Annotated in this window: 13 protein-coding genes; 3 read left to right on the forward strand and 10 right to left on the reverse strand. The window is 60.8% G+C overall.

From position 1 onward, the window contains the following. Positions 1–19 precede the first annotated feature (19 nt). The 5 genes from AC07UB_RS17235 to AC07UB_RS17255 form a co-directional block, all read right to left on the reverse strand. Complete coding sequence (locus tag AC07UB_RS17235; protein ID WP_492790681.1) at positions 20–1,279, reverse strand: adenosylmethionine--8-amino-7-oxononanoate transaminase; 1,260 nt, start codon at positions 1,277–1,279, stop codon at positions 20–22. Next, complete coding sequence (bioD, locus tag AC07UB_RS17240) at positions 1,276–1,917, reverse strand: dethiobiotin synthase (RefSeq protein ID WP_492790682.1); 642 nt, start codon at positions 1,915–1,917, stop codon at positions 1,276–1,278. Before bioD ends, AC07UB_RS17235 begins: the two co-directional genes overlap by 4 nt. Beyond that, entirely contained in the window at positions 1,914–3,044 is a 1,131-nt protein-coding gene (locus AC07UB_RS17245) for an 8-amino-7-oxononanoate synthase (RefSeq protein ID WP_494654358.1), read from the reverse strand. The genes bioD and AC07UB_RS17245 overlap by 4 nt, the downstream gene beginning before the upstream one ends. 42 nt (positions 3,045–3,086) lie before the next feature. Next, positions 3,087–3,434 carry an aspartate 1-decarboxylase gene (gene panD, locus AC07UB_RS17250; protein ID WP_494654764.1) on the reverse strand — a complete coding sequence of 116 codons (348 nt, stop codon included), beginning with the start codon at positions 3,432–3,434 and terminating at the stop codon, positions 3,087–3,089. 91 nt (positions 3,435–3,525) lie between these two features. Then, entirely contained in the window at positions 3,526–4,761 is a 1,236-nt protein-coding gene (locus tag AC07UB_RS17255) for an MFS transporter (protein WP_494654356.1), read from the reverse strand. 294 nt (positions 4,762–5,055) lie between these two features. Here AC07UB_RS17255 and flhA point away from each other — a divergent pair, with 294 nt between their 5' ends. Together flhA and AC07UB_RS17265 are read left to right on the forward strand one after the other, a co-directional pair. Then, positions 5,056–7,188: a flagellar biosynthesis protein FlhA gene (gene flhA, locus AC07UB_RS17260; protein WP_492790685.1), complete on the forward strand. Its 2,133-nt coding sequence runs from the start codon at positions 5,056–5,058 to the stop codon at positions 7,186–7,188. Between the two features lie 303 nt (positions 7,189–7,491). After that, positions 7,492–7,701: a hypothetical protein gene (locus AC07UB_RS17265; protein WP_492790686.1), complete on the forward strand. Its 210-nt coding sequence runs from the start codon at positions 7,492–7,494 to the stop codon at positions 7,699–7,701. Positions 7,702–7,875: 174 nt separating this feature from the next. On the opposite strand, the gene AC07UB_RS17270 is transcribed toward AC07UB_RS17265, so the two are convergent. From AC07UB_RS17270 to fliI, 4 genes are all read right to left on the reverse strand, one after another. Then, positions 7,876–8,949 carry an anti-sigma factor gene (locus tag AC07UB_RS17270; protein ID WP_494654354.1) on the reverse strand — a complete coding sequence of 358 codons (1,074 nt, stop codon included), beginning with the start codon at positions 8,947–8,949 and terminating at the stop codon, positions 7,876–7,878. A gap of 46 nt (positions 8,950–8,995) precedes the next feature. Next, entirely contained in the window at positions 8,996–9,544 is a 549-nt protein-coding gene (locus AC07UB_RS17275; protein ID WP_492790688.1) for a sigma-70 family RNA polymerase sigma factor, read from the reverse strand. Between the two features lie 298 nt (positions 9,545–9,842). Then, on the reverse strand, positions 9,843–10,262 hold the full coding sequence (fliJ, locus tag AC07UB_RS17280; RefSeq protein WP_492792685.1) for a flagellar export protein FliJ: 420 nt from the start codon (positions 10,260–10,262) through the stop codon (positions 9,843–9,845). A gap of 105 nt (positions 10,263–10,367) precedes the next feature. Then, complete coding sequence (gene fliI, locus AC07UB_RS17285; protein ID WP_494654352.1) at positions 10,368–11,693, reverse strand: flagellar protein export ATPase FliI; 1,326 nt, start codon at positions 11,691–11,693, stop codon at positions 10,368–10,370. 369 nt (positions 11,694–12,062) lie between these two features. Between fliI and ctrA the strand changes: the two genes are divergently transcribed. Then, entirely contained in the window at positions 12,063–12,764 is a 702-nt protein-coding gene (gene ctrA / locus AC07UB_RS17290; RefSeq protein WP_044414657.1) for a response regulator transcription factor CtrA, read from the forward strand. A gap of 231 nt (positions 12,765–12,995) precedes the next feature. Here ctrA and AC07UB_RS17295 read toward each other — a convergent pair whose 3' ends face one another. Beyond that, positions 12,996–13,901, reverse strand: coding sequence for a DUF1259 domain-containing protein (locus AC07UB_RS17295; RefSeq protein WP_494654350.1), 906 nt, complete (start codon positions 13,899–13,901; stop codon positions 12,996–12,998). Positions 13,902–13,947: the final 46 nt, after the last annotated feature.

The raw sequence follows: 13,947 nt of genomic DNA on the forward strand, positions 1-13,947 counted from the left end.
CGACAATATAAGCGGGTCTTCAGGCGGCCTTCCCCGCCAGCTCATCGATGGCGTCATAAGCCAGATCGAGGTCGTTTGCCGTGCTGCAATAAGGCGGCATGAGATAGATCGTGTTGCCGAGCGGACGGATCAGTAAACCGCGCGCGAGAAATCCGCGATAGAGACGCGGCCCGATGTCGGCGAGGTAGCCAGCATCCTTGACCGCAATATCGAGCGCGGCGATGGTTCCGATCTGACGCACGTTCATGAAGCGGTCGTCGTCGCGAAACCGTGCGAGCCTCTCCTGATGTAGTGAGGCAAGCGAAGCGATGCGCTCCATCACCGGTTCGCGCTGCCAGATTTCGAGATTGGCCAGAGCGGCGGCGCAGGCGATCGGGTTCGCCGTGTACGAACTGGAGTGAAAGAATGTGCGGCTGCGGTCCATCGAATAGTGCGCGTCGAAAATATCCGCGCGGCAGAGCGTCACCGCCAGCGGCACCGAACCACCCGTCAGCCCTTTCGAGTAGCAGGCAATATCCGGCGCGATGCCCGCCTGCTCGCAGGCAAACAACGTGCCCGTGCGTCCCCACCCCGTCATCACTTCATCTGCAATCAAGAGCACGTCATGTGCTCCGCAGATGCGTTTCATCTCCGCCAGCACGTGCGGCGGATAGATCAACATGCCCCCGGCTCCGAGAACCAAAGGCTCGACAATCAACGCGGCAACATCGCCGCGCTTGCAGGCAGCGTTCAGCGCACCCAGCGTCGCGTCCTCCCGGCCTGGCGCAGGAAACGGAATCCGCTCGACGTCGAACAGCAGAGGATCATAGGGCGCATTGAAAACGCCGCGCTCGCCAACCGACATGCCACCGATGGTGTCGCCGTGATAGGCGCCTTCAAGTGCAAGAATGCGGCTGCGTTTACTGCCTTGATGCTGCCAGTAACCCAGCGCCATTTTCAGGGCGACTTCCACGGAGGTCGATCCGCTGTCGGAAAAGAAAACATACTTCAGTTCCGGCGGCGTGATCGCAACCAGATGCCTCGCCAGTTTCTCCGCCGGCTCATGGGTGAATCCGGCAAAGATCACCTGGTCGAGCCGATCCGCCTGGTCCTTGATTGCCTGTACGATGTGAGGGTGGCGATGGCCGTGAGTCACGACCCACCAAGATGAAATCGCATCGAAGATGCGCTTGCTGTCGGGCGTCTCCAGCCATGCCCCCTCGCCTTTCGAAATCATCGTGGCTTCAGGCTGAACTGCGTGCTGCGTGAATGGATGCCAGACCGGCGATGTCGTTGTCATCGGGGCGCATCCTTGAGGAAGTCGGCGACATCGAAATGCGATGCGAAGGCTGAGCGCAAGGTTTCGCCTGTCAGCTCCGCAAGATGCGGCAGACGGCCAAGACGCTTCGCGCGCGCCATGGCGCAAATGATCCGCTCGGATTCTACATTCTCGTCGCCGATGAAGGCGACACCGAGCAGCGGGATATTTCGCGGGCGCAGCGCTTCAATGGACAAGAGGCTATGATTGATCGTGCCCAGTGTGGTTCGTGCGCACAGCACGACGGGCACCCGCCATCGCGCCATGACATCTATATATGTGTCGCTCTCTGTTAGCGGCACCATCAGGCCACCGGCCCCTTCAATCACCAGCGGACGGTCAACCTCCGGCAGAAGAAGCGCGTCCCGATCGATGGCAATGCCGTCGATCTTCGCGGCGAGATGCGGCGACGCCGGCGTCTTCAACCGATAAGCCTCAGGCAACAGTCGCTCGCGCGGAAGCCCGGACAGCCGCAGCACTGTCTCAAAATCGGTCTCTTCATCAAGGCCGGCCTGCACAGGTTTCCAGTAGAACCCATCGAGCGCGCCCGCAAGTGCCGCCGAAAAAACCGTCTTGCCGATTCCTGTATCCGTGCCCGTGACAACGATGCGCACGGTCATGCGGCTGTCCGCATGTCTTCGGCAAGCGCGCCGAACAGGTCGGTGACGATGGCCTCATCGATATTCAATGTCAGCGCGATGCGCAGCCGCGCCGTGCCTTCGGGGACGGTCGGTGGACGGATCGCGCGAATATCAAAACCCCGGCGTTGCAGCGATGCCGCGATAGCGACCGCCGCACGATCCGCACCGATGATAATGGGAAGAATTTGGGAACCGGACGCAGTCATATGACAGCTGCGGCGAAGCTCATGACCCGCGAACTGAACCAGCCGCGCCAGCCGCTCGCGGCGCTCCGGGTTGGTGCGGGAAATCTCCAGCGCTTTACGTGTGACCGCAGCAACCAGCGGCGATGGAGCAGTAGCAAAGATAAAGGGGCGCGAGCGATTGACCAGGAAATCCCGGATCGTGCGTGGCGCCAGAACAAAGCCGCCGACTGTGCCCAACGCCTTGCCACAGGTATGCAGCGTAATGACATTGTCGCGCCCCTCGAACGCCGCTGCCAACCCACGTCCCTGCGGACCCAGGACGCCAGTCGCATGCGCCTCGTCGATGACCACCATCGCCTCATGACGATCGGCGACGGCGAACAGGCCAGCGAGGTCGGGGCTGTCGCCATCCATGCTGTAGAGACTTTCAACGGAAAGCCATGGACGCCCCTTGCCGCCGGCAGCGCGCCAGCGGACGATCGCGGCATCGAATGCTTCGATGTTGTTATGCGCGACGCCGACATGGTCGGCACGGCCACTGCGCAAGCCCTCATGAACGCTGGCGTGAATCAGTTCGTCATGAACGACAAGATCGCCACGCTGCGGCAGCGTCGAGAAAATTGCGAAGTTCGCGACATAGCCGCCACCGAAATAGAGCGCAGTCTCCGCGCCGAAGTAGGCAGCCGCTTCCGCCTCAAGCGCCTCGTGCTCAGAATGGTTGCCGCGCAGCAGCCGCGAGCCGCCGGCACCGACCGGAACGCCGCGTGCCACCGCGTCGATTGCGGCGCGCTTCAACTCATCGGATTCAGCGAGACCCAGATAGTCGTTCGAGGTAAAATCGATCCCGGCCCGCTCGCGCAGCGATCGCAATCGCCCCCTGCCCGCCAGATCGAGCAAATCCGCCTCGAACAGCTCGTGCATACATCACATCCTGTCTGCGCGATGGAAACCGGTAACAAGAAGTTACAACTTCTGGTTTCTCTCATTAACGAGAACGACGCGCGGCTGAAACTGCCTTGCCTCGGCGTCGTCAAAATTCGCGTAAGCTACGATGATAACCTTGTCACCCATCATCGCAAGCCGCGCCGCCGCGCCATTCAGGCCGATCGTGCCGGAGCCTGCCGGCGCTTCGATGACGTAAGTCGAGAAACGCGCGCCGGTGTCGATATTGTAGATGTCGACCCGTTCATTGACGAGGAAACCGGCCGCGTCGATCAGCGTGCGGTCTATTGAAATCGAACCTTCGTAATGCAGATCCGCTTCCGTTACATGCGCGCGGTGGATCTTGCCTTTCATCAGCGTGACTTGCATCGACATGCTCTGGTTGCGGCGCGCAATATCTCGCGCGAATGTCCGTTAGGACGCCCGTTCCTTGCGGTCAACCCTTAGCTTCACTGAAAAATCAGGCAAAAGCCATGCGCTGGCGGGCGCGCAGAAGCAGCGCCACCACGATGGTGACGTTCAGCGCGTTCCAGCCCACGCCGTTAAGGAACGCGGCGGCGTAAGAACCGGTTGCGTCGAAGATCACGCCCGAGACCCACCCCCCGAAAGACATGCCGATCACGGATGCGAAGATCACAATGCCCACCCGGGTCGCAGCTTCGCTGGCCGGCATCGATTCCCGAACGATGATGGCGTAGCTCGGCACGATGCCGCCCTGAAACAGCCCGAACATCGCGGAGATGATATAAAGCGACGTCAGTCCGTCGAAGAACAGATAGAACAGCAGCGCCACGCCTTGCGCGATCGAGCCGACAAGCAGCGTACGCAGACCGCCGATACGGTCGGCGAGGAAGCCCGAGCCGATCCGGCTGACGATGCCAAAGGCCAGCATCAGCGACAGCATTTCGGCGCCGCGCGCGACGCCGTATCCAAGATCTCCGCAATAGGCGACGATATGAACCTGCGGCATCGACATGGCCACGCAGCAGGAAACGGCCGCGATGCAAAGCATGATCGTCAGCGTATTTGTATTGAGCCGCAGATCCACGCGCGGCGGCGGCGCATTTTCATGTGAGCGCACGGTTTCGCTGCCGATCTGCCAGCGCAGGATCGCAACCACAACGACCATGACGACGGTGCAGCCGATCCCGATTGCGATGTGCGTGGCGCGCCAGCCGGCATAAGCGGTGCCGCGTTCGACAACCGTCGGCCAGAACGTGCCTGCGATGTAGTTTCCGCTGGCCGCAATGGTAACGGCCAGACCGCGATGGCGGCTGAACCAGTGCGACGCCTCCGTCATCAGCGGCCCGAAAGTCGCCGCGGCACCGAGGCCGATCAGGAAGTGCATCAGATTGAATTGCCAGAGTGCCGCAGAGTATCCAGCCCCAACGTAGCCCAGCAGCATGGCCACGATGCCGATGGAAATGGCCGACACGATGCCGAGGCGATCCGACAGCCGGCCCATCGCGACGCCGCCCAAGCCGAAACCGAGCATGGTGCAGGTGAACGCCAGCGAGGCCGCGCCCCGCGTTGCGCCGAAGTCGGCCTGCACAATCGGGATGACAACCACCACCGACCACATGCCGACGCTGCCGATCGATCCGATGATGACGGCAATACCCAGCCGCACCCACGCCGCACGTGAGTCCGGCGTGAAACCCGCTGGATGGGAGACTGAATCGATGGAACCCGGCACAGGGGCAACTTCGTCGCCCTTGGGCCGCCGGTCAAGTCATTCTCCGAATGGGGGATATGCGAGAATATCATCCTCCCGAGCGCGGCATTTTAGCCGCTGCTTTCCGCGTTAACTCTTTCCTAACCATAAACTGGGCAAATTTTGCCGGGTGAAGTCGAGTGTCGTCTGTCGTGCAGAGCCGGGGGAATGCCCGTGGATGCCAGTGCGGTGCCTCACTTTAGGAACGGTGGCCCTTCGGCCGCCGCTCAAGTCTTTGGGGCTCGTGACAGACACGCGCGTGGGGAAGCGGCAACGATGGTTGATCTAACGGCAGGCCAGGGCAGCCCGGCAAAAGCCTCGGGGTTCCCCAACTTCACCGACATCGGCACCATGCTCAAGCGCGGCGATCTCGCGCTCGCCTTCGGTGTTCTCACCATTCTCGTCGTCCTCATCCTGCCGCTGCCGGCGGTGGTGCTCGATCTGTTTCTGGCGATCTCGATCACACTGTCGATCCTGATCCTGATGACGGCGCTGTTCATCCAGACGCCGTTGGAATTCTCCGCCTTTCCGACCATCCTGCTGATTTCCACGATGCTGCGGCTGTCGCTCAACCTCGCCTCGACGCGGTTGATCCTGTCGCACGGCCACGAAGGCACCGCCGCCGCCGGTCACGTCATCGAGGCGTTCGGCAATTTCGTGATGAGTGGCAATTTCGTCATCGGAATTATCGTCTTCACCATTCTCGTCATCGTGAATTTCGTCGTCATCACCAAGGGTTCAGGCCGCATCGCAGAAGTCGCGGCGCGTTTCCATCTCGACTCCATGCCCGGCAAGCAGATGGCGATCGACGCCGACCTCTCCGCCGGCCTGATCGACGAGAAAACCGCCAAACACCGCCGCAAGGAACTGGAAGACGAAAGCGGCTTCTTCGGCGCGATGGACGGTGCATCCAAGTTCGTGCGCGGCGACGCCATCGCCGGACTGCTGGTGGTGTTCATCAACGTAATCGGCGGCATCATCATCGGCGTTGCGCAACAGGGAATGGGCTTCGCCGACGCCGCCCGCACCTACACGCTGCTGACGGTCGGCGACGGCCTCGTGACGCAGGTACCTGCGCTGATCGTCTCCACGGCCGCGGGCCTTCTGGTTTCAAAGGCGGGCGTCACCGGCGCCGCCGACAAGGCGATGATGAAGCAGTTGTCGGGCTATCCGCAGGCGCTGGGCATGTCGTCGGGCGTGATGCTGGTGCTGGCGATGCTTCCGGGCATTCCCATGCTCCCGTTCCTCTTTCTCGGGGGCGGCGCCGGCTGGCTGGCGTGGAGCGCACGCAACCGCAACCGAGCCGTCAAGGTCGAGGAGGCCCGGGTCGCCGCCGAACCGGCTGCCGCCGCGGCCGCCGCAGCTGCCGCAGACGAACCGATTTCGAGCGCGCTCAAGATCGACGATCTGAAAATCGAACTCGGCTACGCGCTGTTGCCGCTGGTGAACGGACCCGACGGCACCGACCGCCTTACCGACCAGATCAAGGCGCTGCGCCGTTCGCTCGCCACCGAAATGGGCTTCGTGATGCCCGCCGTGCGCATTCTCGACAACGTGCAGTTGGAGGCCAACACCTACGTCATCAAGATCAAGGAAGTTGATGCCGGCACCGGCCGCATCTGGGCCAACCAGTTCATGGTCATGGATCCCGCCGGCAACCAGGTCAACGTTCCGGGCACCCACACCACCGAGCCGACCTTCGGATTGCCCGCGACCTGGGTCGAGGCCTCCCTCAAGGAAGAAGCCTCGCTCAAGGGCTATACCGTGGTCGATTCCGCGACGGTGCTGTCCACGCATCTCACCGAACTGCTCAAGAACAACATGTCGGATCTGCTCTCCTATGGCGAAGTGCAGAAACTCCTGAAAGACCTGCCGAAAGAACAGGGTGAACTGGTCAAGGACATCGTGCCGAACCAGATCACCGTGTCGGGCATCCAGCGCGTCCTGCAATTGCTGCTGGCCGAACGCATCTCGATCCGCGATCTGTCCACCATTCTCGAGGGTATCGCCGACGGGCTCGCCTTCTCGCGCAATCCGTCAACGCTCGCCGAACATGTTCGCGCGCGCTTGGCGCGGCAAATCTGCGCGCAGAACACATCGATGAACGGCTACCTGCCGCTGATCGCGCTCAGCGCGAAGTGGGAGCAGGCCTTCGCGGAATCGCTGATCGGCACCGGTGAGGAGCGCAGCCTTGCGATGCAGCCGTCAAAACTGTCGGAATTCATGACCATGGTGCGCGACCGTTTCGAGCAGGCCGCGCGCGAAGGTGAGGCGCCGGTGCTGGTCACATCGGCCGCGATCCGGCCGTTCGTGCGCTCGCTGGTGGAACGGTTCCGCGCCCAGACCACGGTGCTTTCGCAGGCGGAAATTCATCCCCGAGCCCGCCTTAAGACGGTCGGAAGCATCTAGCGCGGGCACCCGCTCCAGGTAAAAAAGCTGCGACTTTCCTGTCACAGACAAGCATTTCGTCGCATCCACAAAATTTCCGTACCGCAGCGCGGCAAAATAGACCGGATCAACATACTGATTTTGCTCGGAAAACCAAGATTGGTTTATCGACCTCTCGGGAGTTCAAGACATTTCACTCGTTTGTGAAGGCCGCTTGGAAACGAATCCCTGCCAATTACGTTCTCAACACGTGAGGTCATTGAACCCACGGGCAGGCGAACGAGACGAACGTTCGACCGCATCAAAAGGCGGCGGGAGGTTTGTATGAACCATTCGTTTTACAGTGCAGATCGCATGACCCATTTGAAGATCGTTGTCGTTGCGCTTGTCGCAGCGATCGGCGTCGCGGGTTTCGGTATCTCTGCGCGCCTTTCGGATAATGGCTTGACCCAGACGGCCCGCGTCAGCGGTCCGGCAGTGAAGGCCAATAAAGCAGTTGTCATGACCAGTTCGGATCTATCGACGATCCGCTAACGAATTCACGAGGCTCTCTTCCCCGCCCCCCGAAGTCGCCTTGTGATTGCTCAGAAGACCCCAAGTCTGAGACCGAAAAACCCCCGCTCCCCACGGGGGTTTTTTGTTGTCCGGATTTTGGGGGCATCCCGAAAAATGGAAACCGGTTTTCGGAAAAGATCGCACCAAAAATAGTCAGCGCGGCTGCGCGGGAAGCGCAGGCACGCTCTCGACCAGCTTGCCCGTGTAGACAATCGGCCCCGTAGCGACGCCGGTCGGCGAGCCGCCTTCGGGTTCGATGGTGACTGCATAGGTCGCCTTGTTGATCGTCTCGGCATCGTAAGCCGCCAGCGAAGGACGGATCGTGAAGTCGCTGCCGCCGATGACGCCGAGAGAACGCGGGCGCTGGAGCTTGTCGGACACGAGCCAGAGTTCATAGCTCTTGCCCGGCTCCGGCGTGGCGCCGACCTTGCGCACGGTGAAATTCTTCGTGGCGGTGTCCACCGTCAGAATGAATGCGGGCGCTGCGGCGTTCTGCTGGAGCACCGCGACGAATTGCGCGGGCAGCGGCGCTGCGGGCGCGGCCACCTCCACGACCTGAATCTTCGGCTTCACGCGAAGATTTTCAGGCAGCAGTTCAGGACGATAGGCCTGGAGCGCGATCACCCCGGCGAGCGAAGCAGCAACGGCCGTCATCACCCAACCGAATGCATTGGACCCGCCGCGTTTGCGATCCGACAAAGCAACGACATTCGACGGCTGATCGACGACCGGTCCGGACATAATTTCAGGCATCGCTGCCGCGGTCTCCGCGCGGCCCGGCGCAGCTTGATCCGATGTCACCCGCCCTTGCGCAACCTGATCCGACGCGACGGTGGCGGCAGCCGGCGCATCGGCATCGCCAGTTGGTGTCGCGCTGACAGAACTTGTGTCTTCCGGCTGCTGCAAACCGATATTCGCGTATTCGAACTGGTCGGACACGGTCGGGGAAACCGGGCTCTGCCCGACCGGCTCGGGTTCTGAAACCGGCTGAGCTGGTTGATCGACAATGCCGATGGCGTTCTTGATGTTATCCCACAGATGCGGCGGCGGCTCGACGGGCGCGACCATCTGGTGCAGCGGGCTGAGCTTGCGATCCCACGCATCGACCACTTCCATGAAGCCATGATCGACAATCATCATGGTTTCGACAAGCGCGCGCTCATCGGCGTCAAGAGTACCGAGAGCGTATTCCGCCGCGAGTGCGATATGGTCTTCGCTGTAGTTCATTTCATACCAATCGAAACTATTTCAAAAAGAGTCCCTGCCGACGAATTCATGCCAACCCGAGACATTCGCGAATATCAATCATGCTGCGCCGTAGCCATGTCTTGACGGTGTTCAGCGGCGTGTTGAACTTCTCCGACAATTGTTCCCGGCTCCATCCGTTGTAATAGGCCAGCAGCACCAGCTTCTGCCGGTCGGGATCGAGTTGACCGACACATTCCAGAATTCGCTTCAACTCCTCCGTCATTTCCTTCCGCGCCAGCGGATCGGGCGTGTCGGAAGCCACCTCCATCGCCGCCGGCTCGTCTTCAATCGACGCCTCGCTGCGTTTACGTACAACGTCGATCGCGCGATTGCGGGCAATCGAAACCATCCAGGTGATCGGAGATGCCATCGCCGGGTTGAACTGACCAGCGCTGTTCCAAATCTTGACGTAGGCTTCCTGGACAACCTCCTCCGCCAGATCCTGACGCCTCAAGATACGCAGGACCACGCCGAAGAGTTTCGCGCGGGTGGCAGCATAAAGGCGCTCAAATGCGGCCTCGTCCCCCTTCGCAACAGATGCAAGCAGCCAGATCAATTCAGCCGGCGTCAGCATTCAATTCCCTCAAAATATATCGTTCTATCGCAACCGGCCGTCTCAAACCGCGATGTCGCGATTTCGCCTTCGTATCACACCTTGCCTGCATCCGGTCCAGCTTCCGCCGGATGAACAACCGGCCGAATAACCTCTTGTCAGGCGAAAAACTCGGCCGATTCCAAGTCGCGAAAAAGCAAAACCCGGGCGTTGCGGCCCGGGTCTCATAATCACGGAAACAGATTGCGAAAACCAGCACCTCTGTCCGCTGTTCCTGTTGGCCCGGCAGGTGAGCCCGAAAGGCTCCCCGCCGCGGACCTCAGGCCATCGCCCCGATCCGGGCGCGCATCAAGCCAATGCTGTCGAGATCGGCCTGCTCGCGCGCGTTTTCCTCGGCGCGCTCCCGCGCCTGATCGCGCTCGTCCAGCAACTCGACCTTCTTGAGTTCCTCGAACGCCTCGCCCAGCACGGCCTTGGCATCCTCGAGCTGAACCCGCAGTTCATCGGCGGAGCGGGTCAGGTTCTCCCGGCGCTGGATCGCGGCCTTGGCATAAGTCGGATAGGCAAAATGGGACGGGTCCTGAATGCCGGCGCGATCCTGCTCGTGCTGGATTTCGCGCTCCAGATCGACCGACATGCGCTGGAAGTCAGCGATCATGCCCTCGATCTGAGCAACCCTTCGGCGCTTTTCGTCGACCTGAAATTTTTTCAGGCGGATCAGCGTTTCACGTGACTTCATCGACTCGTACTCCCCAGAAGTCCCAATCTGAAAGCGGGACGGAACCGGCTTCCCCACAAGGGCCCCCCCGGTCAAACACAGATGCTGGATCATGGCCCGACAAAGTTAGCGTTCCGTTTCCAAGGTTTGCAGGATTTGCTCCAATCGGCGGTACCCCTCCGCCAAACCCGTCGCTTCATCCTTGGCCTGCCGCAGAAAGTCCTCCAGCGGCTCATGCAGCCGGATCGCCTCGTCGACCTCAGGGCTGGACCCGGCCCGGTAGGCGCCGAGCCGGATCAGTTCCTCCATATCGGCGTAAGTCGCCATTGTTTGGCGGGCTTTGATGATGGTCGGCCAGAATGCCGGATCGGCCGATTTCGGCATGGTCCGCGAAACCGACTTGAGGACGTTGATGGCCGGATAGCGGCCTCGCTCGGCGATGGCCCGTTCCATGACGATGTGTCCATCGAGAATGCCGCGGACCGCGTCGGCAACCGGCTCGTTGTGATCGTCGCCATCCACCAGCACCGTGAAGATGCCGGTGATAGTGCCCTCGCCCATGCCAGGACCCGCGCGCTCCAGCAGTTTCGGCAGCTCCGTAAACACGGTGGGCGTATAGCCTTTGGCAGTCGGCGGCTCCCCTGCAGACAGGCCTATTTCACGCTGCGCCATCGCAAAGCGCGTCACCGAGTCCATCAGGCACAACACATCCTTGTCGTCGTCGCGGAAATATTCGGCGATCGCCAACGTGAGGTAAGCAGCCTGCCGCCGCATCAAGGCGGGCTCGTCCGAAGTCGCGACCACTACCACCGACCGCGCGAGGCCTTCTTCTCCGAGATCGTCCTGCAGGAATTCCTGCACCTCGCGGCCGCGTTCGCCGACCAGACCGATCACCGAAATGTCGGCGTCCACATTGCGCGCCAGCATCGACAGCAGCACCGACTTGCCGACACCTGAGCCCGCGAAGATGCCGAGGCGCTGGCCCCGGCAGCAGGTGAGAAATGTATTAAGCGCACGCACGCCGAGATCGAGCGGCGCGCCTACCCTTTTGCGGGAGTGGGCCGGCGGCGGCGCGTTCCGGTAAGGCATCGGTGACGGGCCTTGAGTCAGCGGTCCCTTGCCGTCGATCGGCTCGCCCATCGCATTGATGACACGTCCAAGCCAGGACGCGGACGGACGAACCTGGCTGGCTGCATTTGCGATCACGGCGCGGCAACCGCGCCGCACGCCTTCCAGTCCCGCAAACGGCATGACAACGGCGTTGCTGCCGGTGAAGCCGATCACCTCGCACGGAATGAATCGATTGGTGCCGGTCTCCACAACGATGCGCGCGCCCACCGACATGGCGTGGATCGGTCCCGCGATCTCGACCATGAGACCGCGCACGCCGACGACACGGCCGTAAATGTTGACGCCATCGATGTCGGAGATCTGTTCGGCAAGCGCCTTCATTGCGAAAACCTTAAGTTTCGACGATTTCGCGCCTGTCCCTTAACCCCGTGTTTACCCGCATCGTTAATCATTGCGTCACTGTCTTTGGTGACTGAGAGCGCTCGACCTTCAGAACGAAGGTGTGAGTCGCAGGAGTCGGTTAGGCCCGGCTCTTAATGTGGAACTTGAACGGCTAGGCTACGAAAAGCTGCTTACCCGCAATATCTTAGTGCGATTCGACAAAAATTGCACGATAGAGCTTGCAGACACGAATCAGCATTTGTTAACCATATGTCGTCAGGATCCGAATCAGTTGTTCAAAGGCGTTTCTCCAGTGCCGCAAGTATGCGGCCGGCCTGACGCCCGGAGCGGCGACTATAGGGGACTGGCATGCGCGTATTGCTGATAGAAGATGACAGCGCCACTGCGCAGTCGATCGAGCTGATGCTCAAATCCGAGAGTTTCAACGTCTATACGACGGACCTCGGAGAAGAAGGCGTCGATCTCGGAAAGCTTTATGATTACGACATCATCCTGCTTGACCTGAATCTGCCGGACATGTCCGGCTACGATGTTCTCAAGCAGCTTCGTGTCTCGAAGATCAAAACACCCATCCTGATCCTCTCCGGCCTCGCCGGCATCGAGGACAAGGTCAAGGGTCTCGGCGTCGGCGCCGACGACTACATGACCAAGCCTTTCCACAAGGACGAACTGGTCGCCCGCATCCATGCGATCGTCCGCCGTTCCAAGGGTCATGCCCAGTCGGTCATTCAGACCGGCGATCTGGTGGTCAATCTCGACACCAAGACCGTCGAAGTCGGTGGCCAGCGCGTCCATCTGACGGGCAAGGAATACCAGATGCTGGAGTTGCTCTCGCTCCGCAAGGGCACCACCCTCACCAAGGAGATGTTCCTCAATCATCTCTACGGCGGCATGGACGAGCCCGAACTCAAGATCATCGACGTCTTCATCTGCAAGCTGCGCAAGAAGCTCGCGAACGCTTCGGATGGCCGCAACTTCATCGAGACCGTCTGGGGCCGCGGCTACGTGCTGCGCGAGCCTCACGAAGAGGAAGTCCGCATTCCTGCCTGATATCGGGTTGTACCGGAGCCTGTACGGCTCACCTCCCAGACTGAACCCCCGCCGCAAATGGCGGGGTTTTTGTTTGGGAAAGGCACAATCTCGCCGCGTGGCGACCGGCTTTTAGCCATTACGCGCATAAGGCAAACTGGCGGCGAACTTCGGCCGATAAGGCGAAGCCGGGGCGGGATAAGGCAACCTCATCGCGAGGCCCGGCGCGGCCGCAGATTGCGTTGCGCCCTTTCATTTTTCCTTCGGCGGCACGCTGGTCTTCTCGAGTGCCGCTCTCAGGCTGTTCGCGAGTTGCACCGCGTCGTCGTTTGCCCAGAAATGGATAAAGAACGTGCGGGGCTCATCCATCAGCATGTGGTTATGGATAGCCGTGACCTCGATGCCATTCGATCGAAGCGCGCTGACAAGCGGATTGACCTCCTCGGCCAAAGCGACGAAGTCGCCGGTGATCGCAGCCTTACCGTTTCCGGTGGGTTGAAAATTGATGGCATGGGCCGAACCCAGCGCTGCGGGAACGGCCATGCCACTATCTGTGATGGTGTCGGCCCGCGGCACGCCAAATTGATACACTCCGCCGGTGGCGCGGCCCTTAACTCCAATCGCCTCATCCAATTTTGCGGTGTCGAGATCGAGCGCGGCGAGCGCACCTGTTGTTGCGGGAGCAACGACGCCGGGCGTCCTGCTGAGCACAAGCGCTTCGCGGATTGTCATCGCCATTTTCACGGGATCACCGTGTCCGCCGATGTGCATGTAGAAAGTCGCCGGAGAGGCGCGCAAAAGATGGTTGTGAACCGCGGTCACTTCCATCCCATCGGAAAGCACCCTGGCCATCACCGGATTAACTTCGCTCTCCGTCAACACCAGATCACCCATCACCATGGCCTGGTTGCCCATAGGCTGGAACGCAACCCATCCGCCGAGCGCGAGAGCCGGTTTGATTGCTATGCCGTCGAGGGTCACGTTCAAGTCGGTGCGCGGAAATCCATAGCGATGGACATCCTTGGTAACGGTTGCCGTCCGCCCCAAGACATCATCCACCTGCTTCCAGTTTATGTCTTGGCCGTGCGCTGCGGTGACAAGCATTGCACTCAACAACCATCCGAGAATACGCATTGGTTTTCTCCGTTCGGTTTTCATTTCCCAGCCCGAACTCTTTCGATGCGAATTCGTTTCGTTACTCCTT

The organism is Afipia sp. GW821-FHT04G03 (genome assembly GCF_059419985.1).

Excerpts from the sequence above, each read along its gene's own strand:
- AC07UB_RS17270 (WP_494654354.1), bottom strand. The coding sequence starts at position 8,949 with ATGAACTACAGCGAAGACCATATCGCACTCGCGGCGGAATACGCTCTC.
- bioD (WP_492790682.1), bottom strand. The coding sequence starts at position 1,917 with ATGACCGTGCGCATCGTTGTCACGGGCACGGATACAGGAATCGGCAAG.
- AC07UB_RS17245 (WP_494654358.1), bottom strand. The coding sequence starts at position 3,044 with ATGCACGAGCTGTTCGAGGCGGATTTGCTCGATCTGGCGGGCAGGGGG.
- fliJ (WP_492792685.1), bottom strand. The coding sequence starts at position 10,262 with ATGAAGTCACGTGAAACGCTGATCCGCCTGAAAAAATTTCAGGTCGAC.
- AC07UB_RS17235 (WP_492790681.1), bottom strand. The coding sequence starts at position 1,279 with ATGACAACGACATCGCCGGTCTGGCATCCATTCACGCAGCACGCAGTT.
- AC07UB_RS17265 (WP_492790686.1), top strand. The coding sequence starts at position 7,492 with ATGAACCATTCGTTTTACAGTGCAGATCGCATGACCCATTTGAAGATC.
- panD (WP_494654764.1), bottom strand. The coding sequence starts at position 3,434 with ATGCAAGTCACGCTGATGAAAGGCAAGATCCACCGCGCGCATGTAACG.
- flhA (WP_492790685.1), top strand. The coding sequence starts at position 5,056 with ATGGTTGATCTAACGGCAGGCCAGGGCAGCCCGGCAAAAGCCTCGGGG.
- AC07UB_RS17275 (WP_492790688.1), bottom strand. The coding sequence starts at position 9,544 with ATGCTGACGCCGGCTGAATTGATCTGGCTGCTTGCATCTGTTGCGAAG.
- AC07UB_RS17295 (WP_494654350.1), bottom strand. The coding sequence starts at position 13,901 with ATGAAAACCGAACGGAGAAAACCAATGCGTATTCTCGGATGGTTGTTG.
- ctrA (WP_044414657.1), top strand. The coding sequence starts at position 12,063 with ATGCGCGTATTGCTGATAGAAGATGACAGCGCCACTGCGCAGTCGATC.
- fliI (WP_494654352.1), bottom strand. The coding sequence starts at position 11,693 with ATGAAGGCGCTTGCCGAACAGATCTCCGACATCGATGGCGTCAACATT.